18 protein-coding genes are annotated in these 25,119 nt (G+C 73.9%); 9 read left to right on the top strand and 9 right to left on the bottom strand.

Annotated features, from left to right (window positions below; genetic code table 11):
• Nucleotides 1-15 precede the first annotated feature (15 nt).
• Together ACFVHB_RS19365 and ACFVHB_RS19360 are read right to left on the bottom strand one after the other, a co-directional pair.
• Nucleotides 16-1,359, bottom strand: coding sequence for an MFS transporter (locus ACFVHB_RS19365; protein ID WP_380323235.1), 1,344 nt, complete (start codon nt 1,357-1,359; stop codon nt 16-18).
• Between the two features lie 157 nt (nt 1,360-1,516).
• On the bottom strand, nt 1,517-2,116 hold the full coding sequence (locus ACFVHB_RS19360) for a hypothetical protein (RefSeq protein WP_380323232.1): 600 nt from the start codon (nt 2,114-2,116) through the stop codon (nt 1,517-1,519).
• Between the two features lie 47 nt (nt 2,117-2,163).
• On the opposite strand from ACFVHB_RS19360, the gene npdG reads away from it, so the two are divergent.
• Nucleotides 2,164-2,856 carry an NADPH-dependent F420 reductase gene (npdG, locus tag ACFVHB_RS19355; RefSeq protein ID WP_380323229.1) on the top strand — a complete coding sequence of 231 codons (693 nt, stop codon included), beginning with the start codon at nt 2,164-2,166 and terminating at the stop codon, nt 2,854-2,856.
• A gap of 130 nt (nt 2,857-2,986) precedes the next feature.
• Nucleotides 2,987-3,172, top strand: a complete 186-nt coding sequence (locus ACFVHB_RS19350; RefSeq protein ID WP_380323226.1) for a hypothetical protein — start codon at nt 2,987-2,989, stop codon at nt 3,170-3,172.
• Nucleotides 3,173-3,204: 32 nt separating this feature from the next.
• On the opposite strand, the gene ACFVHB_RS19345 is transcribed toward ACFVHB_RS19350, so the two are convergent.
• On the bottom strand, nt 3,205-4,023 hold the full coding sequence (locus ACFVHB_RS19345; RefSeq protein WP_380323223.1) for a site-2 protease family protein: 819 nt from the start codon (nt 4,021-4,023) through the stop codon (nt 3,205-3,207).
• 177 nt (nt 4,024-4,200) lie between these two features.
• On the opposite strand from ACFVHB_RS19345, the gene ACFVHB_RS19340 reads away from it, so the two are divergent.
• Complete coding sequence (locus ACFVHB_RS19340; protein WP_380323220.1) at nt 4,201-7,632, top strand: BTAD domain-containing putative transcriptional regulator; 3,432 nt, start codon at nt 4,201-4,203, stop codon at nt 7,630-7,632.
• 45 nt (nt 7,633-7,677) lie between these two features.
• Here the strand turns inward: ACFVHB_RS19340 and ACFVHB_RS19335 are convergent, their stop codons facing one another.
• The 3 genes from ACFVHB_RS19335 to panB form a co-directional block, all read right to left on the bottom strand.
• The gene (locus ACFVHB_RS19335; protein ID WP_380323217.1) at nt 7,678-8,493 is read right to left on the bottom strand and encodes an ABC transporter permease; all 816 of its coding nucleotides are present in this window, start codon (nt 8,491-8,493) and stop codon (nt 7,678-7,680) included.
• Nucleotides 8,490-9,512, bottom strand: a complete 1,023-nt coding sequence (locus ACFVHB_RS19330; RefSeq protein WP_380323214.1) for an ATP-binding cassette domain-containing protein — start codon at nt 9,510-9,512, stop codon at nt 8,490-8,492. The genes ACFVHB_RS19335 and ACFVHB_RS19330 overlap by 4 nt, the downstream gene beginning before the upstream one ends.
• Before the next feature lie 214 nt (nt 9,513-9,726).
• Entirely contained in the window at nt 9,727-10,596 is an 870-nt protein-coding gene (gene panB / locus ACFVHB_RS19325; RefSeq protein ID WP_380323211.1) for a 3-methyl-2-oxobutanoate hydroxymethyltransferase, read from the bottom strand.
• Nucleotides 10,597-10,882: 286 nt separating this feature from the next.
• Here panB and ACFVHB_RS19320 point away from each other — a divergent pair, with 286 nt between their 5' ends.
• From ACFVHB_RS19320 to ACFVHB_RS19310, 3 genes are all read left to right on the top strand, one after another.
• Nucleotides 10,883-12,508: a DHA2 family efflux MFS transporter permease subunit gene (locus ACFVHB_RS19320; RefSeq protein ID WP_380323208.1), complete on the top strand. Its 1,626-nt coding sequence runs from the start codon at nt 10,883-10,885 to the stop codon at nt 12,506-12,508.
• 215 nt (nt 12,509-12,723) lie between these two features.
• Entirely contained in the window at nt 12,724-13,410 is a 687-nt protein-coding gene (locus ACFVHB_RS19315; protein ID WP_380323206.1) for a TetR/AcrR family transcriptional regulator, read from the top strand.
• Between the two features lie 250 nt (nt 13,411-13,660).
• Complete coding sequence (locus ACFVHB_RS19310; protein WP_380323203.1) at nt 13,661-14,824, top strand: endonuclease/exonuclease/phosphatase family protein; 1,164 nt, start codon at nt 13,661-13,663, stop codon at nt 14,822-14,824.
• 39 nt (nt 14,825-14,863) lie between these two features.
• Here the strand turns inward: ACFVHB_RS19310 and ACFVHB_RS19305 are convergent, their stop codons facing one another.
• Nucleotides 14,864-16,618, bottom strand: a complete 1,755-nt coding sequence (locus ACFVHB_RS19305) for an NAD+ synthase (protein WP_380323200.1) — start codon at nt 16,616-16,618, stop codon at nt 14,864-14,866.
• 151 nt (nt 16,619-16,769) lie between these two features.
• Here ACFVHB_RS19305 and glnA point away from each other — a divergent pair, with 151 nt between their 5' ends.
• On the top strand, nt 16,770-18,131 hold the full coding sequence (gene glnA / locus ACFVHB_RS19300; RefSeq protein ID WP_380323197.1) for a type I glutamate--ammonia ligase: 1,362 nt from the start codon (nt 16,770-16,772) through the stop codon (nt 18,129-18,131).
• A 235-nt stretch (nt 18,132-18,366) separates the two neighbouring features.
• Nucleotides 18,367-19,713: a hypothetical protein gene (locus tag ACFVHB_RS19295; protein WP_380323194.1), complete on the top strand. Its 1,347-nt coding sequence runs from the start codon at nt 18,367-18,369 to the stop codon at nt 19,711-19,713.
• 166 nt (nt 19,714-19,879) lie between these two features.
• Here the strand turns inward: ACFVHB_RS19295 and ACFVHB_RS19290 are convergent, their stop codons facing one another.
• The gene (locus ACFVHB_RS19290; protein ID WP_380323191.1) at nt 19,880-20,641 is read right to left on the bottom strand and encodes a class E sortase; all 762 of its coding nucleotides are present in this window, start codon (nt 20,639-20,641) and stop codon (nt 19,880-19,882) included.
• Nucleotides 20,642-20,888: 247 nt separating this feature from the next.
• Between ACFVHB_RS19290 and ACFVHB_RS19285 the strand changes: the two genes are divergently transcribed.
• On the top strand, nt 20,889-23,912 hold the full coding sequence (locus ACFVHB_RS19285; RefSeq protein WP_380323188.1) for a bifunctional [glutamine synthetase] adenylyltransferase/[glutamine synthetase]-adenylyl-L-tyrosine phosphorylase: 3,024 nt from the start codon (nt 20,889-20,891) through the stop codon (nt 23,910-23,912).
• Between the two features lie 93 nt (nt 23,913-24,005).
• On the opposite strand, the gene ACFVHB_RS19280 is transcribed toward ACFVHB_RS19285, so the two are convergent.
• Nucleotides 24,006-24,971, bottom strand: coding sequence for a phosphatase PAP2 family protein (locus ACFVHB_RS19280; RefSeq protein WP_380323185.1), 966 nt, complete (start codon nt 24,969-24,971; stop codon nt 24,006-24,008).
• Nucleotides 24,972-25,119 lie beyond the last annotated feature (148 nt).

Below are 25,119 nucleotides of genomic sequence, written 5' to 3'. Positions count from 1 at the left end.
ATGCCTTCGTGTCACTTACTTCGGGGCGACCGCCTCGGTCTCGGACCGCTCCGCCGCGGCCCGCTCGTGCTCGGCACGGACGGCGGCCGCGTGCGGGTCGGTGCGGTCGTCGTACGCCAGCAGGCTGGGCAGCGCCGCCACCAGGGCGAGCACGCCGACCACGCACGCCACGCCGCCGGCCCAGACCGACGCCCGGACGCCGACCAGCCCGGCCGTCCCGCCGGCCCGGACCTGGCCGAGCTGCGGGCCGACCGAATAGCTGAGCAGCTCCACGCCGGCCATCCGGCCGCGCACCGCGTCCGGGATGGACTGGTTCCACATGGTGCCGCGGGCGATGCCGCTGATCTGGTCGGCGCCGCCGGCCAGGGCCAGGAAGAGCAGCACGAGCCAGACCGAGGGGGAGAACCCGGCCAGGGCCATCGCCGCGCCCCAGCCCAGGGCCGCGACCACCAGCATCCGGCCCTGCCGGTGGATCCGCGACGTCCAGCCGCTGGTCGCCGAGACCGCCAGCGCGCCGACCGCGGAGGCGGCGTACATCGGGCCGAGCGCCCAGTCGGCGTCCAGCTCCGAGGCGAGGAACGGGAAGATCGCCACCGGGAAGGCGAACAGCATCGCGACCAGGTCGACGGCGTACGTGCCCAGCAGGTCCTTGCGCCCCCAGGCGTACCGGACGCCGGTCAGGACGGCGCGGACCGACGGCTTCCCGGCGCCGGTGGGCGGCGGTACCGCACGGATCCGGGCGAGCAGCAGCAGCGAGACGGCGAAGGTGAGCACGTCCAGCGCGTACGCGGTCTGCACGCCGGCGAATGCCACGATGACGCCGGCCAGCGCCGGACCGATCACCGAACCGGCGTTGTGGTACAGGGACTTGAGTGCGAAGGCGGCGGTCAGCTGGTCGTGCGGGACGATCCGCGGGGTGAGCGAGTCCAGGGCCGGGCGCTGCAGGCCGTCGGCGGCGGCGACCAGGGCGGCCACCACGTAGACGGGCCACAGCACCGGGGTCGGCAGCAGTGCGTTGAGCAGCAGCACACCGGTGAGCAGGCCGAGCCCGGCCTCCGAGAGCAGCACCAGCCTGCGACGGTCCAGCGCGTCGGCGAGGGCGCCGCCCCAGAGCCCGAAGACGATCAGCGGCACCAGCTCGAAGGCGCCGACCAGGCCGACCGCGAAGGAGGAGCCGGTGAGCTCCTTGATCTGCATCGGCGCGGCCACGTACGTGAGGAAGCTGCCGAGGCTGGTGACGCAGCCGGAGAGCCAGAGGAACCGGAAGTCCCGGGAGGAGTGCCAGGGGGAGAGGTCGGGGCGGAGCGTGCGCAGCAGTGTCCGCGATCGACCGGTCCGGGATGGTTCGGCATCGTTCACGAAGCACCATCCTCGGCGGCCCGCTCACGGCCCCGCAACGGGTTTTCCGGGGCGGCCGCGGAGGGGCACGGGGTGGCGGACGGGCGGACGGGCGGACTGCCGGACCGGGCTTCCCGGTGGACGGGCGGACTGCCGGACTGTCCGGGCGGCCGGCGGTCTACCAGCGGCGGATCGACGGCCCCGCGCCGAGCCGCCCGGCGAGGTCGGCCAGCCGGCCGAGCGCGGAGCGGCGGGCCGGTCGCTCGCCGGCGGCCGCGCTGACCAGGTGCTGGGCGAGGTCGAACGGCTCCTCCTCGGCGGTGCCGACGGCGAGCCGCTCGTGGGCCAGGCCGGCCAGGTCGGTCGGCCCGGCGGCGCCGTCCAGGGCGAGCACCGTCGCGCCGCCGCGCCGGGCGTCCCGCACCCGCTCCAGCAGGCCGGTCCCGGCCGCCGCCGGGGCCACCACCAGCACCGTCGCCCCGCGGCCGGCCTCGGCCAGCCGCCGCAGGCCGTTCGCGAGGTGGGCGGGGGCGTGCTCGGGCACCCGGTGCCGCAGCAGGGTCGGCGCCAGCCGGGGGACGTCCGACCAGGCGGCCTCGTCCTCCAGGTGAGCGGCCAGGTGCCAGGGCTCGTACGCCTCGGTGCCCACCAGCAGCAGCCCTTCCGCGCCGCGCCGCCCGACCGCGTGCCGCAGCGAACCGGCGAAGCAGCCGACCGCCTCCAGCCAGCCCGTACCGGCCAGCCGCTCCCGGAGTGCCGAAACTCTCACCGCGTCCATGGGGCACAGAATGTCGCGGCGGGCCGGGCGTTTGGCAGGATCGGCCCATGACTTCCCTCGATTCAGCGACAAACCCGGCCCACGAGCTGCCGGACGTCTCGCAGCTGGTGGTCGGCGTCCTCGGCGGCACCGGCGACCAGGGGCGGGGGCTCGCCCTGCGGCTGGCCAAGGCCGGCCAGCGGGTGATCATCGGCTCGCGCGACGCCGCCCGCGCCGAGGCCTCGGCGGCCGCCATCGGCCTCGGCGTGCGCGGCGCCGACAACGCCACCACCGCGCGGGAGAGCGACGTCGTGATCGTCGCCGTCCCGTGGGACGGGCACGCCGCGACCCTCTCCGCGCTGCGCGAGGAGTTGGCCGGCAAGATCGTGGTGGACTGCGTCAACCCGCTCGGCTTCGACAAGCAGGGCGCGTACGCCCTGGTGCCCGAGGAGGGCAGTGCCGCCCAGCAGGCCGCCGCGCTGCTGCCGGACTCCCGGGTCACCGCCGCCTTCCACCACCTCTCGGCCGTCCTGCTCCAGGACGAGACGATCGAGCGGATCGACACCGACGTGATGGTGCTCGGTGACGAGCGCGCCGCCACCGACGTCGTGCAGGCGCTGGCGGGGCGGATCCCGGGGATGCGCGGCATCTTCTCGGGCCGGCTGCGCAACGCCCACCAGGTGGAGTCGCTGGTCGCCAACCTGATCTCGGTCAACCGCCGGTACAAGGCCCACGCGGGTCTGCGGATCACCGACGTCTGATCGCCCGGACCGGTCCGGCGCCCGCGAGTCCCCGGGACGCGCCGGGCGCCGGCCTCACCCCTGGAGCGGTCCGGAGGTGAGGTCGGCGACAATGGGTGCCGTCCGTCAGCCCGCGCTAGGAGCCACCGCCATGCCCCGCACGTCCCTGTTCGCCTCGATCGTCGTCGTCCTCGCCCTGGTCGCCGCCGTGCTCTCCGTGGTGCAGGGCTGGTGGATCGGCCTGATCTGGCTCCCGCTGGCCGGCATCGCCAGCAACGTGCTCTGGCTGAACGTGCGCCGCGCGAAGCTGGCGAAGGCCGCCGCCGAGCAGGGTTAGCCGCCGAGCAGGGCCGATCCGGAAGACACGCCTTAGTCCTGCCAGAAGCGGAACAGGTCGTGGCCGAGGCCGGCGAAGTTGTCGTCGCTCACGCCGAACAGGTGCATCAGCCCGTACACCACGTCGAAGAAGAACCGGTTCACCTCGGGCTGCCAGAGCAGCGCGAACACCGCCAGCATCCCGTACGGCGCGAACGGCTCGACCGCCCGCCGGGTCTGGTACGACAGCCAGGGCTCGACGATGCCGTAGCCGTCCAGGCCCGGCACCGGCAGCAGGTTCAGCAGCGCCGCGCTCAGCTGGAGCAGGCCGAGGAAGGCGAACGCGCAGGCCAGCGGCGAGTACGGCAGCTGGATGCCGTGCCACTCGACCGGGGTGGCCGGGTCGTCCAGCCAGCCCGCGCCGACCGGGACCAGCAGCAGCGCCGCGCAGACCAGGTTCACCAGCGGGCCGGCCGCCGAGATCAGGCTGTGCTTGAGCCGGCCGTTGATCCGGTGCCGCTCGATCCAGACCGAGCCGCCGGGCAGGCCGATGCCGCCGAGGAGCACGAAGACGATCGGCAGCACGAAGCTGAGCAGGATGTTGGCGTACTTGAGCGGGTTCAGCGTCAGGTAGCCCTTGGCGCCGACGGTGAGGTCGCCGCCGTGCAGCGCGGTGCGCGCGTGCGCGTACTCGTGGAGGCAGAGCGAGACCATCCAGCCCGCCACCACGAACAGGAACACCCCGAACCGGGCGTTGCCGTACCCCGCGTGGACCGCCCAGCCGGACGTGGCGAGTATCGCGAGCAGCACCCAGAACACCGGGCTGATCCTGCGGTCCTCGCTGCGCGAGCGCTGCGTTGCGGCGAAGGTCATGGCGTGGATGCTCCGGGTGTCTGGGGGTGGTCAGGGGATCGATCATGCCGGTCCGGCCCGCTGCCGGACAAGCCGTCCACGGTGAACGTACGGTGCCCCCGCGGCGGTTCCGGGTCCGCCGGGAGCGGGCCCGGACAATTGTGCGTGCCGGCGGCGGCCATCCACCAGAATGGGCGGGTGCACTACGGCATCCTCGGTACCACCACGGCCCACCACGACGACGGCACGCCCGTGCCGCTCGGCGGGGCCCGGCTGCGTGCGTTGCTCGCCGCGCTGGCCCTGCGGGAGGGCCGACCGGTGCCGGCCGACCTCCTGGTGGAGGAGGTGTGGGACACCGAGCCGCCGCAGGACTCCTCCGCCGCGCTGCAGACCCTGGTCGGGCGGCTGCGCCGCACCATCGGCCGTGACCGGGTCGGCTCCGGCCCGGCCGGCTACTGGCTGGTCGAGCCGCGGACCGACCTCGGCGAGTTCCAGCGGCTGGCCGGCGAGGGCCGCCGGGCGCTGGAGGCGGCCGACCACGCGCTGGCCGCCGAGCGGCTGCGGGCCGCCCTGGCGCTCTGGCGCGGCCCGGCCCTCGCCGACCTGCCCGACCGCGGCGGCCCCGCCACCCGGCTGGAGGCCCAGCGGGACGAGGCCGGCCGGCACCGGATCACCGCCGACCTGGGCCTCGGCCGCGCCGCCGAGCTGGTCGCCGAACTCGCCGAGCTGTGCGAACGGCAGCCGCTGGACGAGTCGTTGCAGTACCTGATGGTCCGGGCGCTGCACGAGAGCGGCCGCACCGCCGAGGCGCTGCGCCACTACGAGCGGACCAGACGCGCCCTGGCGGACGAGCTGGGCGTCGACCCCGGCCGCCAACTCCAGGCCGTCTACGCCGAGTTGCTCGCACCGGCGGAGACGCCCCGGCCGCCCTCGGCGGGCACGCCGTCCCCGGCCCACGCGCCGTCCCCGGCCCACGCGCCGTCCCCGTCCCATGCGCCGTCCCCCGTGCGCGAGCAGGCCGGCCCGTCGGCGCCCGGAGGGGCGCGCAGCGCGGGCAACCTGCGCGGCCGGCTCACCAGCTTCGTCGGCCGCGAGGGCGACCTGGCCGCCTTGCGCGCCACCCTGACGGACAGCCGGCTGGTCACCCTGACCGGCCCCGGCGGCTCCGGCAAGACCAGGCTCTCGGTCGAGGCCGGCCGCGCCGAGCAGGGCGTCGGCCGCTGGCCGGACGGCGTCTGGCTGGCCGAGCTCGCCCCGCTGGAGAGCCCGGCCGCCGTCCCGGCCGCGGTGGTCTCCGCGCTCGGGCTGCGCGAAACCGTCCTGCACACCAGCAGCAGCATGGTCACCGAGGTGATCGAGACCCGCGTCGAGGACCCGCTGCGCCGGCTGGTCGACCACTGCGGCCACCGCCGGATGCTGCTCGTCCTGGACAACTGCGAGCACCTGATCCAGGCCGCCGCCGACCTCGCCGACCAGCTGCTCGCCGAGTGCCCCGGTCTGACCGTCCTCGCCACCAGCCGCGAGCCCCTCGGCGTGCCCGGCGAGACCGTGGTGCCGGTCGAGCCGCTGCCCGACCCGGTGGCGCTGCGGCTGCTCGCCGAGCGCGCCGCCGCCGCCCGCCCCGGCTTCGACCCGCGGAGCGACCCGGACGCCTGCGCCGAGATCTGCCGCCGGCTGGACGGCCTGCCGCTCGCCATCGAACTGGCCGCCGCCCGGCTCCGGGTGATGACGGCCCGCCAGATCGCCGACCGCCTCGACGGCCGGTTCGCCCTGCTCACCGGCGGCAGCCGGACCCTGCTGCCGCGCCAGCAGACCCTGCGCGCGGTGGTCGACTGGAGCTGGGACCTGCTCGGCAAGCGCGAACGGGCGGTGCTGCGCCGGCTCTCGGTGTTCGCCGGCGGCTGGACGCTGGAGGACGCCGAGGCGATCTGCGCCGACGACACCGAGGTGCCCCGCGAGGAGGTCGCCGACCAGCTGCTCTCGCTGGTCGACAAGTCCCTGCTGGTGGCGGACCTCGACGAGGACGGCCCGCCGCGCTACCGGATGCTGGAGACCATCCACGAGTACGCCGAGGAGCGGCTGGCCGAGGCCGCCGAGCGGGCCGAGGTCGAGCGCCGGCACCTGGAGCACTTCCGCGAGCTGGTCCGCACCGCCGACCTGCACGTCCACGGCCCGGAGCAGCTGGACTGGCTGGTCGTGCTGGAGCGCGAGCAGGACAACATCCGGGTCGCGCTGCGCCGGGCGGTGGACTTCGGCGACGAGCAGGAGGCGCTGGTCCTCGCGCTCGGCATGAGCTGGTACTGGTCGCTGCGCGGCTACAGCCTGGAGGCCCGGGCCTGGTACGACGCGGTCGCGACGATCGGCCCGGACCCGTTCGCCCCGGACGCCCCGCGGCCGGTGCCGCTGGAGCGCGGCATCCTGGAGTACGGGGTGCCGATGCCGGACGGGGTGCGCGAGGAGGCCCGCCGGATGATCGCGATGTACCGGCTGGTCAGCCTGTTCGAGGGCAACCTGGACGTGCTGGGGGACGAGAAGGCGGTCGTCGTCGGCCGGCACCTGCTCGACCTCTACACCCCGGACCTGCCGCAGGCGTACCGCTTCCCCGGGCTGATGCGGGTGTTCACCGCCTTCCTGACCGGCCGGATGGACGAGATGCGGGAGCTGCTGGACGACGCGGTGGCGGGCTGCCGCGTCCACGGCTCCCCGGTGGACCTGGCGTTCATCCTGCAGATCCGGGCCAAGATGCTGAACGACTGGCCGGGTGGCGCCGAGCAGAGCGTCCGGGACGGCGACGAGTCGCTGGAGCTGTTCCGCAGCGCCGGCGACCTCTGGGGGATGTCCCAGGCGCTGGCGGCGCGGGGCGAGTCGATGGCCAACCAGGGCCGGTCGGCCGAGGCGGCCGAGGCGTACCGGCGGGCGATCGAGCTGGCCGAGGAGCTGGGCGCCCCGCAGGAGGTGCCGATGCTGCGGGTGCACCTGGGCGGCGCGCTGCTGGACGGGGACCTCGCCGAGGGCGAGCGGACCATCCGGGAGGCGGTGGCGGGCATCGAGCCCGGCGCGGCCCAGGCGACCAACGGCGCGCTGCTCTTCGGCCGGTTGATGCTGTGCGGCATCCACGCCCAGCGCGGCGAGTTCGACGAGGCCCTGGCCGAGCTGGACGCGCTGCGCTGGACCAGGGCCGACGCGTTCGCCCCGGACGTGGTCGGCGGGATGTTGACGGTCACCCGCGGCTGGATCGTCGCCCGCGCCGGGGATCCCGAGCGCGGGCTCGAACTGGTCTACGAGGGGCGGAGGCTGCTGCACACCGTGCAGGGCGCCCTGAGCGGCTTCGCGGAGCAGATGTCGGTGATGCTGGTGCCGCCGGTGGCGGGGGTGCTGCGGGCCTTCGCCGAGCGCGACGGCGACCCGGAGCCGGCGCGCCGGGCCGCCGTCCTGCTGGGGGCGCACAGCGAGCTGAACGGCCCGAAGGGCGGCTACCTCGACCGGGTCGAGCGGGAGCGGTCGCTGGCGAGCCTGCGGGCGCTGCTCGGTGACGCGGCGTTCGAGGCCGCGCTGGCCGAGGGCGTCGGGATGTCGGTGCACCAGACCAACACGCTGCTGGACCTGATGGCGGACTGGTCGGCCGGCTGACCCCGTCCCCGGGGGCCGGCCGGCCGGCGGTCGTGCGCCCGGGCGTCAGGTCCGCTTGCGGAACCGGGCCACCGCGAGCGGGGCGAAGACCGCGGTGATGCCGATCGACCAGCCCACCACGATCAGCACCGGGTGGGCCACCGCGCCCTCGCCGTTGAACAGCGCGCGGCAGGCGTCGGCGAGCGCGGAGAGCGGGTTCACCTTGGTGAAGGACTGCAGCCAGCCCGGCATGGTGTCGGTCGGCGCGAAGATCGAGCTCCCGAACTGCATCGGCATCAGGACGAGCATGGACACCCCCTGGACGGCCTGGGCGCTGCTCAGCGACATGCCGAGCAGCATCGAGATCCAGACGATCGACATGCCGAACAGCAGCGACAGGCCGATCGCCGCCAGCACCTCCAGCGGACCGGTCTTGATCTCCATGCCGATGCAGAGCGAGAAGGCGATCATGATCGTGAAGGAGACCAGCGCCCGGCAGATCTCCGCCATGATCTTGGAGAGCAGCACCGAGGCGCGACCGATCGGCAGGGTCCGGAACCGGTCCATCACGCCGGTCTGGAAGTCGCTGTTCAGCCCGGTGCCGACGGCCATCGCCAGGGTCAGACCGGTCTGCCCCATCAGACCCGGGATCATGTACTGCTTGTACTTGTCCGGGTCGCCGGCCATCATCGCGCCGCCGAACACGTAGACGAACAGCACGGTGAAGATGATCGGCATCAGCACGGCGTCGAACATCGACTCCGGGTCCGCCTTGATCCGCATCAGGTTGCGGCGGGTCAGCGCGCCGACGTGGCGCAGGGTGCCGGCCAGGCCGATCCGGGTGTCCTCCACCCGGGCGGGGGAGAGGGTTGCGGTGCTCATGCGACGGGCTCCTTGGCGAGGCTGGGGGCGGCGTCCGCGACGGTGGCGGGCTTGCCGGTGATGGCGAGGAAGACCTCGTCCAGGCTGGGCACCTTGGTGTCGATGCCGGCGATGGCGAAGCCGCGGGTGCCGAGCACCCCGACCACGGCGGTGAGCTGCTCCTCGCCGGTGATCGGCACCGAGAGCACGCCGGTGTCGGCGGAGAAGGTGGCGGCGGCGATGCCGGTCTCGTGCAGGCAGCGGGCCATCTCGGGCAGGTCGGCGGAGTGCACCGGACGGACCTGCAGGGTCTGGCCGCCGACCCTGGCCTTGAGGTCGGCCACGCCGCCGTTGGCGATCACCCGGCCGCGGTCGATGACGGTCAGCTCGTCGGCGAGCTGCTCCGCCTCCTCCATGTACTGGGTGGTGAGCAGTACGGTGGCGCCCTCGGCGACCATCCGCTGCACCTCGTCCCACACCTCGTTGCGGGTGCGCGGGTCCAGGCCGGTGGTGGGCTCGTCCAGGTAGAGCACCCGGGGGCGGCCGATCATGGAGGCGGCCAGGTCGAGCCGCCGGCGCATGCCGCCGGAGTAGGTCTTGGCCACCCGCTTGGCGGCCTCGGTGAGCGAGAAGCGCTCCAGCAGTTCGGCGGCGCGGGCCTTGGCCTCCTTGCTGGAGAGGTCGAGCAGCCGGCCGATCAGGTAGAGGTTCTCGTAGCCGGAGAGCAGTTCGTCGACGGAGGCGTACTGGCCGGTGAGGCCGATGGTGCGGCGCAGCTGCTTGGGCTGGCGCAGCACGTCGTAGCCGCCGACGAAGGCGGTGCCGGCGTCCGGCTTGATCAGGGTGGAGAGGATGCGGACCAGGGTCGTCTTGCCGGCGCCGTTGGGGCCGAGCACGCCGAGCACGGTGCCTTCGCGGACGGTGAGGTCGACACCGTCGAGCGCCTTGGTCTCGCCGTAGTGCTTGACGATGCCGCGGACCTCCACGGCGTTTCCCGCGGCGGGCCCCCGGTCGGTCGGGGCGGTGGTGATTCGTGTCATGCCCCCAGGCTGTCCGGCCCGGCTGTCAGCGGGCTGTCAGCGCCCGGTCGGGCACGGCGGCCCGCTGTCATCCCGCTGTCGGGTCGCTGTCGTGCCGCTGTCGGGGCGGCACCGGGCCCCGCTCCAGGAGGGCGGCACCGCGCCTGGCGCCAGGAGAACAGCACCGGGCCCCGCTCCCCGAGGACGGGAGCGGGGCCCAGCGTCTGCCCCTCCGTCAGTGGAAGGTGTGCTCCGCCGCCGGGAAGGCGCCGGACTGCACGTCCTCGGCGAACGCGCGGGCGGCGTCGCCGAGGACGGCCCGCAGGTTGGCGTACTGCTTGACGAACTTCGGCACCCGGCCGGCGGTCATGCCGGCGAAGTCCGTCCAGACCAGGACCTGGGCGTCGCAGTCGACGCCGGCGCCGATGCCGACGGTGGGGATGGCCAGCTGCTCGGTCACCTGCGCGGCCAGCTCGGCGGGCACGGCCTCCAGGACGACGGAGAAGGCGCCGGCCTGCTGGACGGCCTTGGCGTCGCGCAGCAGCTGGTGCGCCGCCTCGTCGCCGCGCCCCTGGACGGGGTAGCCGCCGAAGGCGTGCACCGACTGCGGGGTGAGCCCGATGTGCGCCATCACCGGGACGCCGGCCTCGACCAGCAGCTCGATCGAGCGGGCGCTGCGCTCGCCGCCCTCCAGCTTGACCGCCCCGACCCCGGCCTCCTTCATCAGCCGGGCGGCGTTGCGCATGGCCTGCGCGGGGGACTCCTGGTAGGAGCCGAACGGCAGGTCGGCCACGATCATGGCCCGCTTGGTGCCGCGGACGACGGCGGCGGAGAGCATCACCATCTGATCCATGGTCACCGGTACGGTCGTCTCGTAGCCGAGGTGGCAGTTGCCCGCCGAGTCGCCGACCAGCAGGACCGGGGTGCCGGCCTCGTCGAAGACGCCCGCGGTGAGGGCGTCGTAGGCCGTGAGCATCGACCACTTCTCGCCGCGCTGCTTGGCGGCGGCGAGGTCGCGGACGGTGACGCGGCGGTTGGTGACCCCGCCGTAGAGCGTGGCGGTCGACGCCTGGTTCTGGGCAGGCGAAGGCGAAGAAGCGTTCATCGAACAGGCTCCTGAAGGGTTGTCGTCTCGTGGCGCCGAATGGCGTCCCCGGATCACCTCCATGCTTGCACGACCCCGCACGGGCGCAAAGAGGTGTGCGCCGAGTGCGGTGCGATCCAGGACACACCAGGCCTCCGGCGGGCGGGTGGGCCCGGTCCTTTGCCCGAACTTTACGAAACGGAGTCGTCTCGTATCGAAAATCGGCGCTACGCTGATCGGGGGGTTACGAGACGCTCACGACTCGGAATTACCCGCCAGTGACACGCCACCACGGACGGGAACCGCAATGACCACCGCAGCCGCGCCACGCCGTGTGCCGGAAGCCATCCACCGTCGGCGCTGGGCGATCCTCTGCACCCTGGTGCTCGCCCTGCTCGTCGTCGTCCTCGACAACTCGATCCTCAACGTCGCGATGAAGACCATCGCGACCCCGGCGCCCGTCGGCCTGGGCGCCAGCCAGAGCGACCTGGAGTGGTCGATCAACTCCTACACCCTGGTCTTCGCCGGGCTGCTGTTCACGGCCGGCCTGCTCGGGGACCGGTTCGGCCGCAAACGCGCGCTGCTGGCCGGCATGGTGGTCTTCGGGATCGCCTCGCTGCTGTCCGCGCTGGCCGCCTCGCCCGGTGAACTCATCGGCTACCGCGCCCTGATGGGCGTCGGGGGCGCGCTGGCGATGCCGGCCACGCTGGCCATCATCATGAACGTCTTCGAGCGCTCCGAGCAGCCCAAGGCGATCGGCATCTGGGCCGGCGCGGTCGGCCTGGCCATCGCCATCGGCCCGATCACCGGCGGCCTGCTGATCGAGCACTTCTGGTGGGGCTCGGTCTTCCTGATCAACGTCCCGATCGTGATCGTCGCCCTGGTCGCGATGGCGCTGCTGGTGCCCGAGTCCAAGGACCCGGCCCCGGGCCGGCTCGACCCGGTCGGCGTGCTGCTCTCGATCGTCGGCCTGGTCACGCTGATCTACGGCATCATCAAGGGCGGCGAGCTCGCCGACTTCACCGCGGTCGGGGCCTGGGCGCCGATGCTGGTCGGCCTGGCGGCGCTGGTCGCCTTCGTCCGGTTCGAGAAGCGCACGGCACACCCGGCGCTGGACGTCACCTGGTTCCGCGACAAGGTGTTCAGCGCCTCCGTGGTGGTCGTCGGCGTGGTGTTCTTCGCCCTGATGGGCGTCTCCTTCTTCGGCGTCTTCTACATCCAGAGCGTGCGCGGCTACAGCGCGCTCCAGGCCGGCGTGCTGATGCTGCCGCTGGCCGGCGCCCAGCTGGTGTTCGCGCCCCGCGCCCGGCTGGTGGTCGACCGCTTCGGCGTCCGCGCCACCTGCGCCGGCGGCATGGCGCTGATCGCGGCCGGCTTCGTCGGCTACCAGCTGCTGGACGTCGACAGCCCGATCTGGGTGCTGGTGGTGCTCGGCCTGCTGATGGGGGCCGGCATGGCGCACGTGATGCCGCCGGTCACCGTCGCCATCATGGGCTCGCTGCCGCGGGAGAAGGCCGGCGCCGGCTCGGCGATCAACAACACGTTCCGCCAGGTCGGCGGCTCGCTCGGGGTCGCCGTGCTCGGTGCGGTGCTCTCCACCGTCTACCGCGACGGCATGGCCGACGAGCTGGACCGGCTGCCGACCGAGGCGCTGCGCGAGAAGGCGGGGGAGTCCCTGGAGGCCACCCTGGCCGTCGCCGGGCGGCTCGGCCCGCAGGGCGCCGACCTGGTCGGTCCGGCCAACGACTCCTTCATCGGCGCCATGCACGTGGTGGCCGGACTCTCGGCCGGCGTCACCGTGCTCGGCGCGCTGCTCGCCTGGTTCCTGCTCCCGGGCCGGCTGCCGGCCGGCGGCCCCGGCGGTGCGCCCACCCCGGAGCGGACCGCCGACCGTGCCGAGCAGGTCCGGGCCACCGAGTCCGCCGGCGCCTGACCGGTGACCGCGGCCGCCCGGCCGTGACCCGCCCCGGGGGCGGGCGGGCGTGTCGACGGCCACGCTGAGCGAGAATGGGGCCCCGTCCACCCGGAACCCTCCGGGCGGACGGGGCCACCGTCCGTACCGCGGCTTCCACCGGGCCGGGGCGCGGACGACAATCGGGAGTGGGGACGGCGCCGCGCGCCCGCGAGCACCGAGGGAGAACGAGCGGGATGAAGACGGACACCACGGTCGAGCCGACCTGCACCGGGCCGCGTCGGGGCCGTCCGCGCAGTGAGGCGGCCGAGCAGGCCATCTTCACCGCCGTCGAGGAACTCATGGCCGGCGGCACCAGCCTGACCGAGCTGACCATCGAGGGCATCGCCACCGCCGCCGGCGTCGGCAAGGCCACCATCTACCGGCGCTGGCCCAACAAGGAGGCGCTGCTGGTCGACATGGTCAGCCGGCTGGAGGCGCCGCTGCCCCAGCCCACCGGCGGGTCCGCCCGCGACGAGCTGGTGGCGATGATCGAGTACATGCGGATCCGCGGCCTGACCAAGCGCTCCCGCTGGGTGCTCAAGGCCGCCTTCAGCCAGATGCACAGCTGGCCCGAACTGCACGCCGCCTACCGCGAACGGGTGATCACACCGCGGCGGCAGCACGCCCGTGAGGTGGTCCTCCGCGGCATCGCCGAGGGCGAGCTCCGCTCCGACCTCGACGACGAGCTGCTCGGCGACCTGCTGCTCGGCCCGATCCTCGCCCGCAGCATCCTCTGGGACGACTCCGACCTGGACGATCCGACGCTGGCCGTGCGGATGGTCGACACGCTGCTGGAGGGCCTGGCCGGTCCGGCCGCCCGGAGCAGGCAGCGCGACCGGGGCGTGCCGGACGACCGGGGCGTGCCGGACGACCGGGGCTGACCTGCGCCTTTCCGGACGCGAACATTCCGGAACCGCCCGCCGCCGGCCGGCACCCTACCCGTCCGGGCCGTGCGGCGTGGCCTGGCTCACCAAACCGGGCCACGCCGGAACCCGCTCCACCGGCCCCGCGTCTGTCCCGGCATAGGCTGAGCCGGGAATCCGATCAAACCGGCACCAGTCCGGCACCCGCGCCCGCCCACCGGCGGCGCCCACCGGACCGGCAGGCGGCACGAACGACGGGAGCCACGGCATGACGCAGGCGGACAGGGCGGACCGGGCGGCGGCACCGGAGGCGGGGGGCAGCGGCCCCGGTCCCGCCGACGGTCCGGGCGCCGCCGAGGGTCCGGGCCCCGCCGAGGGACCCGGTGCCGCCGAGGGTCCCGGTAGCGCCGACGGTCGCCCCGGCGGCTCGGGCGGCTCCGGCGGCGCGGGCTCCACGGGCGCGGGCTTCCTGGGCCTGCGCGGCTGGGGCCGGGACGGCCGGGGCAGCACCACCTGGCGGCGCGGCCTGGTCGTCGCCGCCCTCGCCCTGCTCACCGCGGCCCTGCTCGCCTTCCACGCCGAGGTGCCCAACACCGTCGGCAACCTCGGCAGCCTGCTGGAGACCTTCCTGCCCTGGCTCGGCCTGGCCGTCCCGCTGCTGCTGGTGCCCGCCCTGCTGCGCCGCTCCGCGACCGCGCTGGTCGCGCTGCTGGTACCGGTGCTGATCTGGCTCAACATGTTCGGCGGGCTGCTCACCGACAAGAGCGGCGGCACCGGGGACTGGACGGTGGTCAGCCACAACGTGGCCGCCGCCAACTCGGACACCCAGGGCACGGTGAAGCTGCTCAGGGAGTCCGGCGCGCAGATCGTCGCCCTCCAGGAACTGGCCGGCAAGGCGCTGCGCACGTACGAGACCGGGCTGGCCGACACCTACCCGTACCACGCGGTGGAGGGCACGGTCGGGCTCTGGTCGAAGTACCCGATCGGCGGGGTCTCCGTGGTGGACATCAAGATGGGCTGGACCAGGGCGTTCCGGGCCCAGGTCACCACCCCGCAGGGCCCGGTCGCGGTGTACGTCGCGCACCTGCCCTCGGTCCGGCTGAAGGCCGAGGGCGGCTTCACCGTCCACCAGCGGGACGCCAGCGCCCAGGCCCTCGGCGACGCCATCCAGGCCGAGCCGCTGAAGAAGGTGCTGCTGCTCGGGGACCTCAACGGCACCATGAACGACCGGAGCCTGGCGCCGGTCACCTCGCAGATGCGCTCGGCCCAGGGCGCGGCCGGCGACGGCTTCGGCTTCAGCTGGCCGGCGTCCTTCCCGATGGCCCGGATCGACCAGATCATGAGCAAGGGCGGCCTGCGGCCCACCGACTCCCGCACCCTGGGCCGGGACGGCAGCGACCACCTCGCGGTGGCCGCCACCTACCGGTACTGATCGGCCTACCGGTACTGCTCGGCCCCGGCCCGGTACCGGTCAGCCCCGGCGCCACCGGTTGGTGATGGGGAGGCGGCGGTCCCGGCCGAAGCCCTTGACCGAGATCTTGGGGCCCGGCGGGTACTGCCGCCGCTTGTACTCGGCGGTGTCGACCAGCCGGACGACGCGGTCCACCACGGCGGGGTCGAAGCCGGCCGCCACGATCGCGTCCCGGCCCTGGTCGCCCTCCACGTAGAGGTCGAGCACGGTGTCCAGCAGGTCGTAGTCGGGCAGCGAGTCGGTGTCCACCTGGTCCGGCCGCAGCTCGGCGGACGGCGGCTTGCTGATGGTGTTCTCCGGGATCGGCGGTACCTCGCCGCGCCGCTCCGCCTCCTCGTTGCGCCAGCGGGCCAGCCGGAAGACCAGCGACTTGTAGACGTCCTTGATCGGCCCGAACGCGCCGACCGAGTCGCCGTAGAGGGTGGAGTAGCCGACCGCGAGCTCGCTCTTGTTGCCGGGCGCGAGCACGATGTGCCCCTCCTGGTTGGAGATCGCCATCAGCAGCGTGCCGCGCAGCCGGGACTGCAGGTTCTCCTCGGCCAGGCCGGTCAGCTCGGTGGCCGCCAGGTAGGCGTCGAACATCGGGGCGATCGGGACCGTCCGGAGGTGCAGCCCGGTGCGGCGCGCCAGCTCGGCCGCGTCGTCCCTGGAGTGCTGCGAGGAGTACCGGCTCGGCATCGAGACGCCGTACACGTTCCCGGCCCCGAGCGCGTCCACCGCGATGCTCGCCACCAGCGCCGAGTCGATGCCGCCGGACAGGCCGATCAGCACCGAGCGGAAGCCGTTCTTGCGCACGTACGCCCGGGTGCCGGAGACCAGCGCGGCCCAGATCTCGGCCTCGTCCGAGACCCGCGGGGCCACCTCGGCCCGCAGCCGCTCGGCGGGCGACTCCCGCTCCTCGCCGCCCAGCTCGGCGCGGACCAGGTGCAGGCCGTCGCTGAGCAGCAGCCCGTCGGTGTGGTCGCTGCTGGCGGCCGGCAGGTCCAGGTCCAGCACGAGCAGGTGCTCCTCGAACTGCGGGGAGCGGCCCAGCACCTCGCCGTCCGCGCCGACCACGATCGAGTCGCCGTCGAAGACCAGCTCGTCCTGGCCGCCGACCATGTTGACGTACGCCAGCGGGCAGCCCGCCTCGGCGGCGCGCCGTCGCACCAGCTCCAGCCGGATGTCGTCCTTGTTCCGCTCGTACGGCGAGCCGTTGATCACCAGCAGCAGGCCGGCCCCGGCCTCGCGGGCGGCGGTCACCCGGCCGCCGTCCTGCCAGATGTCCTCGCAGATCGCCAGGGCCACGTCCACCCCGTGCAGCCGCAGCACCGGCAGCTGGTCGCCGGGGACGAACCAGCGGTACTCGTCGAACACGCCGTAGTTGGGCAGGTGGTGCTTGGCGAACCGGGTGACCACCTCGCCCCGGTGCAGCACGGCGGCGCAGTTCTGCGGCGACCCGGCCGGGCGGCCGAACCGCGGCGAGGCGTGCTCGGAACGGCCGAGGTAGCCGACCACCACCGGCAGCCCGCCCAGTCCCTCGGCGGCCAGCCGGCCGGCCAGCTCGACCAGCGCGGACCGGGAGGCCTCGACGAACGAGCCGCGCAGGGCGAGGTCCTCGACCGGGTACCCGGTCAGGACCATCTCGGGGAAGGCGACCAGCTGGGCGCCGGCCTCGGCGGCCCGCTTGGTCCACTGCACCACCTCATCGCTGTTGCGGGCGATGTCACCGACCCAGGGGTCGATCTGGCTCAGGGCGAGACGGAGATTGGGCATGGCCCGAGTCTAATCGTCTAACTGACGCGATGTCCTCGGGCGGGGGTCGCCGCTGCCCTCGGCGGCGGTGATCCGCCATGATGGGGGCAGCCGCTCTCGGGTGGTTTCCGGGCGTAACACGAACGTAAAGAGCAGAGGTGAGACTGTCCCCATGGGCAAGCAGCAGGAGTTCGTGCTTCGGACGCTCGAAGAGCGTGACATCCGTTTCGTCCGGCTGTGGTTCACCGACGTGCTCGGGTTCCTGAAGTCGGTGGCCGTGGCGCCGGCCGAGCTGGAGCAGGCCTTCGAGGAGGGCATCGGTTTCGACGGCTCGGCGATCGAGGGCTTCGCCCGGGTCTACGAGTCCGACATGATCGCCAAGCCGGACCCGACCACGTTCCAGATCCTGCCGTGGCGCTCGGAGACGCCCGGGACGGCCCGGATGTTCTGCGACATCCTGATGCCGGACGGCTCGCCCTCCTTCGCCGACCCGCGGTTCGTGCTGAAGCGCACCCTGGAGAAGGCCTCCAACCTGGGCTTCACCTTCTACACCCACCCCGAGATCGAGTTCTTCCTGCTGAAGAACCTGCCCGGCGACGGCACCCCGCCGATCCCCGCCGACCAGTCCGGCTACTTCGACCACACCCCGCGCGGGGTGGGCCACGACTTCCGCCGCCAGGCGATCACCATGCTGGAGTCGATGGGCATCTCGGTGGAGTTCTCGCACCACGAGGGCGCCCCCGGCCAGCAGGAGATCGACCTGCGGTACGCCGACGCGCTCTCCACCGCCGACAACATCATGACCTTCCGCCTGGTCATGAAGGAGGTCGCGCTGGAGCAGGGCGTGCACGCCAGCTTCATGCCGAAGCCGTTCTCCGACCACCCCGGCTCGGGCATGCACACCCACCTCTCGCTGTTCGAGGGCGACCGCAACGCCTTCCACGAGTCCGGTGCCGAGTACCAGCTCTCCAAGGTCGGCCGCTCCTTCATCGCGGGCCTGCTGAAGCACGCCGCCGAGACCGCCGCCGTCACCAACCAGTGGGTCAACTCCTACAAGCGGATCTGGGGCGGCTCGCAGCGCACCGCGGGCGCCGGCGGCGAGGCCCCCTCGTACATCTGCTGGGGCCACAACAACCGCTCCGCGCTGATCCGGGTGCCGATGTACAAGCCCGGCAAGCAGGGCTCCACCCGGATCGAGGTCCGCTCCCTCGACACCGGCTGCAACCCCTACCTCGCCTACGCCGTCACCCTCGCCGCCGGCCTCAAGGGCATCGAGGAGGGCTACGAGCTGCCCCCGGGTGCCGACGACGACGTGTGGGCCCTCACCGACTCCGAGCGCCGCGCCCTCGGCATCCAGCCGATGCCGCAGAACCTCGGCGAGGCCATCGACCTGATGCAGCGCAGCGAGCTGGTCGCCGAGACCCTCGGCGAGCACGTGTTCGACTTCTTCCTGCGCAACAAGCGCCAGGAGTGGGAGGAGTACCGCTCCGAGGTCACCCCCTTCGAGCTGCGGAAGAACCTCCAGGTTCTCTGACGGCCTGTCAACTACCCAGTGGGCTTGCTCCGTTCGGAGTGGGCCCACTTGTGGTTCGTGGAGACGGGCGCCCGTGCCGGTGGGCGTTGAGGGTGGAGCGGGCGTGCCAGGGCGGTGTCCCCCGCGCACGCTAATTCGTTAGGCCGATGCGGTTACACCCCAGCGGTGCGAACCGTGAACGGATGACGGAGGGGCGTATTCAGAAGATCCGTTTTGCGGATCATCCTGGAGCGTCATGCGTACTCGAATCACCACCCTGGTCCTGTCCGGACTGGCCTCGGCCGCCCTCGTCTGGGGAGCGGACGGCACGGCCTACGCCTCACCCCTCGTCGACCACGGCGTGGCCTCGGAATCCGTGGAGGCCCAGGGCGAATGGGTCGACAGCCTCCTGCGCCTGGCCGAGGAGGACACCGGCTCAGCCGCCAGCACCTGGACCTTCACCGGTCGCAGCACCATCCACTCCTCGCCGGTGGTCCGCCCGGCGCACCGGGCCGAGACCGGTACCGACGCCGAGGCCGAGGCCGCCTGGGCCGACGGCCCGGCGTGGGAGTCCGCCGAGTCGGGCGGGGGCGACGGCGTGGAGCAGGACGAGCCGGCCCAGCTGGGCGAGGACGGCATCGTGCGCACCCGGCCGGCGGCTTCGTCGTCGCCGGAGCTCGTGACCCCCGAGGGGCGGCCGACCGGTGGCGGCGAGCACGGCGAGCACTGCGCCGAGAACGGGCAGGGCCACGGCGACGGTCACGGGCCGTCCGACTGCGACTGCGAGTCCGGTGGTCACGAGGGCCACGGTGGTCACGAGGGTCACGGCGGCCACGAGGGCCACGAGGGTCACGAGGGTCACGGCGGCCACGAGGGTCACGGCGGCCACGAGGGCCACGAGGGTCACGAGGGCCATGGTGGTCACGAGGGCCACGGCGAGCAGGGGCAGGGGCAGAACCAGGGCCAGAGCAACGGCCAGAACCAGGGCCAAGGCCAAGGCCAGGGCCAGAACCAGGGCCAGGGCCAGCTGCAGGGTCAGGGCCAGGAACAGGGCCAGAGCCAGAGCGGCGCGCAGAACCAGGGCCAGGACCAGCACGTCAACGTGACCGTCGTCGTGCAGAACAGCGTCAGCGTCACCAACAACCTCGACAACAGCGCGAACAACATCGCCGCCAGCAGCTCGAACAACTCGGCGCACAACAGCGCGCAGAACGCGGCGCACAACAGCCAGTCGGCCTCGCAGGACAACAAGCTGTCCAACGCCCAGAGCCAGAAGAACCAGCAGGCCTCGCACAACGTGAACAAGACCAGCCTCGCCGGGCAGGCGGGCAAGCCCTCCACGGCGGTCCACCACGGCGGCGGCGAGCACGGCGGGAAGCCCGTGCACCACGCCTCCGGCCAGGAGCACCAGAGCGGTCACTACGGCGGCGGCAAGGACCATCAGGGCAAGCCGTACGGCAAGGACACGGAGCACAAGTCCGGGCACCACCACGGCGAGCTCGCCGAGACGGGTTCCCAGGGGATGCCGATCATGATCGGCCTCTCGGCCGCGCTGCTCGCGGCGGGCGTGGCGGCGATGCGGGTCGGCCGGCGGCGTGCATGACCGCACCCGTCCCCCGGGCCGCCGGGTGAACCCACGGGCCGCGCTGCGCGGTCGTCCGGGATGCCGTCCCGGCCGTTGAACGGCCGGGACGGTCGGCCGGGGGGGAGGCGCGCCGCGCCCCCGTCCGTCGGCCGGCCTCCACCGGTCGCCCCTGCGAGGGGCCCGGCTACCGCAGCTCGGGAGGCGGCGTACGAGCGGCGTCCACCGGCTGCTCCCGGACCAGGCTGCCCCAGACGGCCATCCGGTGGAGCGAGGTGTAGACCGGCGTGCAGGTCGTCAGGGTGATGTAGCGGCCTGGCCCGGTGTAGGGGGAGCCGGTGGGCACCGGGGCGATGACGCCGGTGTCGTCCTTGGAGGTCTTCGGCAGCGTGGCGTCGACGCGGTACACGTACCAGCGGTCGCGGGTCTCCACGACCAGGGGGTCGCCCGGCTCCAGCACGTCCAGGTCGTGGAACTTCGCGCCGTGGCCGTCCCGGTGGGCGGCCAGGGCGAAATTCCCGCGGGGTTCCCAGGGCATGGCGGAGGCGTACGGCTCCGTGTAGGCGCCGGCGACGCCCTCCGCGAGGGTCCTCTCGTCGGTGCCGGACTTGATCAGCACCTGGTAGCCGGCGCCCATCGCGGGCACGTGCAGGAAACCGATGCCGTCGTCCTCCCCGAACGGGGCCGGGGCGGCGGCGTCCGTGCTTCCAGTCGGTGGCGCCGTCGTCGGCGGTGTCGCCGGGACCGCCGTCGACCAGCGCCGACGCAGCTGTTCGGCGGCGAGATCCGCGTGCCGGTCGGCCGTGAGGTCCGTCCACCACAGTGCGTGGACGACCAGCAGGGCGAGCAGCACGCCCACGGTGAACAGCAGGTCGCCGAGCGCACCGACCGCGGCCCGGCGCGGGCGCCGGCGCGGGGATCGGGCCGCGGGCGGGTGCGCGGTCGCCATGGGCTGTCCTTCGACTGAGGCCGGGGTGCGGACGTCGGACCGGGAAGGGGCGCGGTCCGCACGGCGCAGCCGCGGGCACGCCGTGGCCCGAGCCGTCCGGACCGGTCATGGGCGTACTCCACCGCGCCCCGGACGGGCGGGCAAGCCGACACGCCACACCGCCGGCCGGGCGGCGTCCGCTCCGCGGTCATGCCCGGCGCCGCGCCGTGGGGGCGCGTAACCTGCTGAACGGAGGGATGGAGGGGCCATGGCGGTGGAGGAGCAGCGGGCCGGGAGCCGGGTGAGCCGGCCGGAGATCAGGCTCGTCCGGCGGGGGTTCACCGATCCGGCGCAGGCCGTGCGGCTGCTCGCCGGGCCCGCCCTGGAGGGGCTGGCCGACGACCCCGTCCTGCTGGACGCGCTCGGCGCCACCGCCGACCCCGACCTCGCCCTGCTCGGCCTCGCCCGCCTGCTGGAGGCCGCCGACGAGCCGGACCGGCACGCCCTGCGCGACACCCTGACCACCTCGAAGCCGCTGCGCGACCGGCTGCTCGGCGTGCTCGGCGCGTCCACCGCGCTCGCCGACCACCTGGCCCGGCACCCGCACGACTGGCACGCGCTGGTCACCTTCGAGCTGCGCGACATGCACCCCGGCCCGGACGACTTCCTGCGCGCGCTCGCCGAGGCCGTCCGGTCGGACGGCGCCGGCCGCCCGGCTGACGCGCTGCGGATCGCCTACCGCCGCTGCCTGCTGGCCATCGCCGCCCGCGACCTCACCGGCACCACCGACCTCGCGCAGACCGCCGCCGAGCTCGCCGACCTGGCCGGCGCCACCCTGCAGACCGCCCTGGACCTCGCCGCCGAGCAGGACCCGGACGCCGCCGCGGCCTGCCGCCTCGCCGTCATCGGCATGGGCAAGTGCGGCGGGCGCGAGCTCAACTACGTCTCCGACGTGGACGTGATCTTCGTCGCCGAGCCGCGGGAGGGCGTCGACGAGCACGAGGCGCTCAAGGCCGCCACCCGGCTGGCCGCCGCGCTCACCCGGCTCTGCTCCGACACCACCGGCGAGGGCACCATCTGGCCGGTCGACGCCAACCTGCGGCCGGAGGGCCGGCACGGCCCGCTGGTGCGCACCCTGGCCAGCCACGTCGCGTACTACCAGCGGTGGGCCAAGACCTGGGAGTTCCAGGCCCTGCTCAAGGCCCGCCCGGTGGCCGGGGACACCGAGCTGGGCGCGGCGTACCTGGCGGCGCTGGAGCCGATGGTCTGGCAGGCCGCCGCCCGGGAGAACTTCGTCGCCGACGTGCAGCAGATGCGCCGCCGGGTGATCGACTCCATCCCGGCCACCGAGCTGGACCGCCAGCTCAAACTCGGCCCGGGGGGCCTGCGCGACGTCGAGTTCTCCGTCCAGCTGCTCCAACTGGTGCACGGCCGCACCGACCCGGCCCTGCGCAGCGGCAACACCCTGGAGGCGCTCGCCGCGCTCTCCCGCGGCGGCTACGTCGGCCGGGCCGACGCCGCCTCGCTGGACGCGGCGTACCGGTTCCTGCGCTCGCTGGAGCACCGGATCCAGCTGCACCGGCTGCGCCGCACCCACCTGATGCCGACCGGCGAGGCGGACCAGCGCCGACTGGCCCGCTCGCTCGCCCCGCTGATCAACGACGACACCCGGGCCGACCCGGTCGCCGCCCTCCAACGGGAGTGGAAGCGGCACGCGGTGGAGGTCCGCCGGCTGCACGAGAAGCTGTTCTACCGGCCGCTGCTGGACGCCGTCGCCGAACTGCCGCCCGGTGCGGCGGGCCTCACCCCGGACGCGGCCCGGGCCCGGCTGGAGGCGCTCGGCTACGCCGACCCGGCCGCCGCGCTGCGCCACCTCTCGGCACTGGCCTCCGGCGTCAGCCGCAAGGCCGCCATCCAGCGCACCCTGCTGCCGGTGCTGCTCGGCTGGTTCGCCGACTCCGCCGACCCGGACGCGGGGCTGCTCAACTTCCGCCAGGTCTCCGACGCGCTCGGCCGCACCCCCTGGTACCTGCGGCTGCTGCGCGACGAGAGCGGTGCCGCCGAGCAGCTCGCGCGGGTGCTCTCGGCCGGCCGGCTCGCCCCCGACCTGCTGCTGCGCGCCCCCGAGGCGGTGGCCATGCTGGGTGACCCGCAGGGCCTGGTGCCGCGCGGCCGGGCCGGGCTGGAGCAGGAGGTGCTGGCCGCGGTCGGCCGGGCCGACACGGCCGGGGCGGCGGTCGCCGCCGCGCGGTCGGTGCGCCGCCGCGAGCTGTTCCGGACGGCCGCCGCCGACGTGCTCGGCCGCCTCGGCGACGATCCCGCCGAGGCCCTGGACGCCGCCGGGGAGGCGCTCACCGCGCTGAACGCCGCCACCCTGCAGGGTGCGCTGCGCGCCTGCATCGCGGGCTGGGAGGCCCGGCACGGGGATCTGCCGACCCGGATCGCGGTGATCGCGATGGGCCGGTTCGGCGGGCACGAGCTGGGCTACGGCTCCGACGCGGACGTGCTCTTCGTCCACGAGCCGCTGCTCGGCTCGCTGGAGCACGACGCCGCGAAGGCCGCCCAGGCGGTCTGCCACGAGCTGCGCGCCCTGCTGGCCGCGCCGTCCACCGAGCCGCCGTTGGAGGTCGACGCCGACCTGCGGCCGGAGGGCCGCAACGGGCCGCTGGTGCGCACCCTCGCCTCGTACGCGGCGTACTACCGGCGCTGGTCGCACGCCTGGGAGAGCCAGGCGCTGCTGCGGGCCGAGCCGGTGGCCGGGGACGAGGAGCTGGGAGCGCGGTTCCGGCAGCTGATCGACCCGCTGCGCTACCCGGGCGCCGGGGTGCCGGAGCGGGACCTGATGGAGATCCGCCGGATCAAGGCCCGGATCGAGGCGGAGCGGCTGCCGCGCGGGGCCGACCCGACCACCCACACCAAGATCGGGCGGGGCGGGCTGGCCGACGTCGAGTGGACCGTCCAGCTGCTCCAGCTGCAGCACGGGCACGAGCTGCCGGCACTGCGCACCAGCCGGACCAGGGCCGCGCTGGCGGCCGCGCTGGACGCCGGGCTGGTCGGGACGGAGGACGCGGCGGTGCTGGACGCCGCCTGGGTACTGGCCTCGCGGGTGCGGTCCGCGGTGATGCTGGTGCGCGGCCGGCCGGGGGACAGCTTCCCCGCGGACGCCCGGGAGCTGGCCGGGGTCGCCCGTTACCTCGGCTACGGTGCCGGGCACAGCGGCGAGCTGGTGGACGACTACCGGCGCACCACCCGGCGGGCCCGGGTGGTGGTGGAGCGGCTGTTCTACGGGTGAGGCTCCACGGATCGGGCCCGCAGCGGTGGAGCCGGGCCGGGCCGGGAACGCGGAGGGGCCCCGCCGGCACGGCGGGGCCCCGGGAACCTGACGTCAGCGCCGGCCGGCGCTCACGGCGGGCGCACTCCACTGCTCGGGCACGGTGATCGGCTGCTCCGCCGTCTCCCGGGCCGGGACCCTGGGCAGCTGGTAGGCCCAGACGTGGTAGATCAGCCGGGCCGCCACGAAGCCGACCGCGAGGCACGCGACGCCGCCGACGGCGTCCATCCAGAAGTGGTTGGCGGTGGAGACGATCACCACCAGGGTGACCACCGGGTAGAGCAGGCCGAGCGTCCGGACCCAGGCCGCGCGGGCCAGGAAGAAGATCGCCAGACCGCACCAGAGCGACCAGCCGATGTGCATCGAGGGCATCGCGGCGAACTGGTTGGAGACGTGCCGGGCCGGGCCGGAGGCCATCGAGCCCCAGGTGTGGTGGACCAGCACGGTGTCGACGAAGTTGCCGCCGGTCATCAGCCGGGGCGGCGCGAGCGGGAAGAAGTAGAAGCCGACCAGCGCGATGCCGGTGGTGACGAACAGCACCGTGCGCGCCGCGACGTACCGCCCGGGGTGGCGGCGGTACAGCCAGACCAGGACGCCGATGGTCACGATGAAGTGCAGCGTCGCGTAGTAGTAGTTCATCCCGACGATCAGCCACGAGATCTTGTCCACCGCGTGGTTGACCGAGCGCTCGACGGCGAAGCCGAGGCTCTGTTCGAAGTCCCAGATCCACGTCGCGTGCTTCTGGGCTATCGAGGCCTGTTCGGGCACGGCGTTGCGGACGAGGGAGTAGACCCAGTAGCTGATCCCGATCAGGGCCAGCTCGAACCAGATCCGCGGCCGGGCCGGCGAGCGCCGCTGGTCGCGGATGCGGCCGCGCAGCGCGGCGGAGCGGGACTGGGCCGCGCGGGTGGCTCCGTCGGGGATCCGGCCGCCCCCGGGCGCGACCGGTTCGGAACCGCCGGTGTGGTCCTGCTCGACGTGCTCGGCGCCGGGCTGCGTGGTCTCGGTCGGTTCCCCCATGGACGAGAAGTCTGCCAGACGTCCCGTAGCCGTCTGCTCATCCTGCGGAAGTGGATTCTTCACCGGCTGTCCCCCTTGAGGGCTAGGGGGTAGCTCCCACCGGGGTAGCGGGTGCGGCTGGGTCTGGTGCGAACCGGTGGGACGGGCA

The sequence above is a fragment of the Kitasatospora sp. NPDC127111 genome, from assembly GCF_042677465.1.
GTDB lineage: Bacteria > Actinomycetota > Actinomycetes > Streptomycetales > Streptomycetaceae > Kitasatospora.
This window is presented reverse-complemented; position numbering and strand designations above follow the sequence as displayed.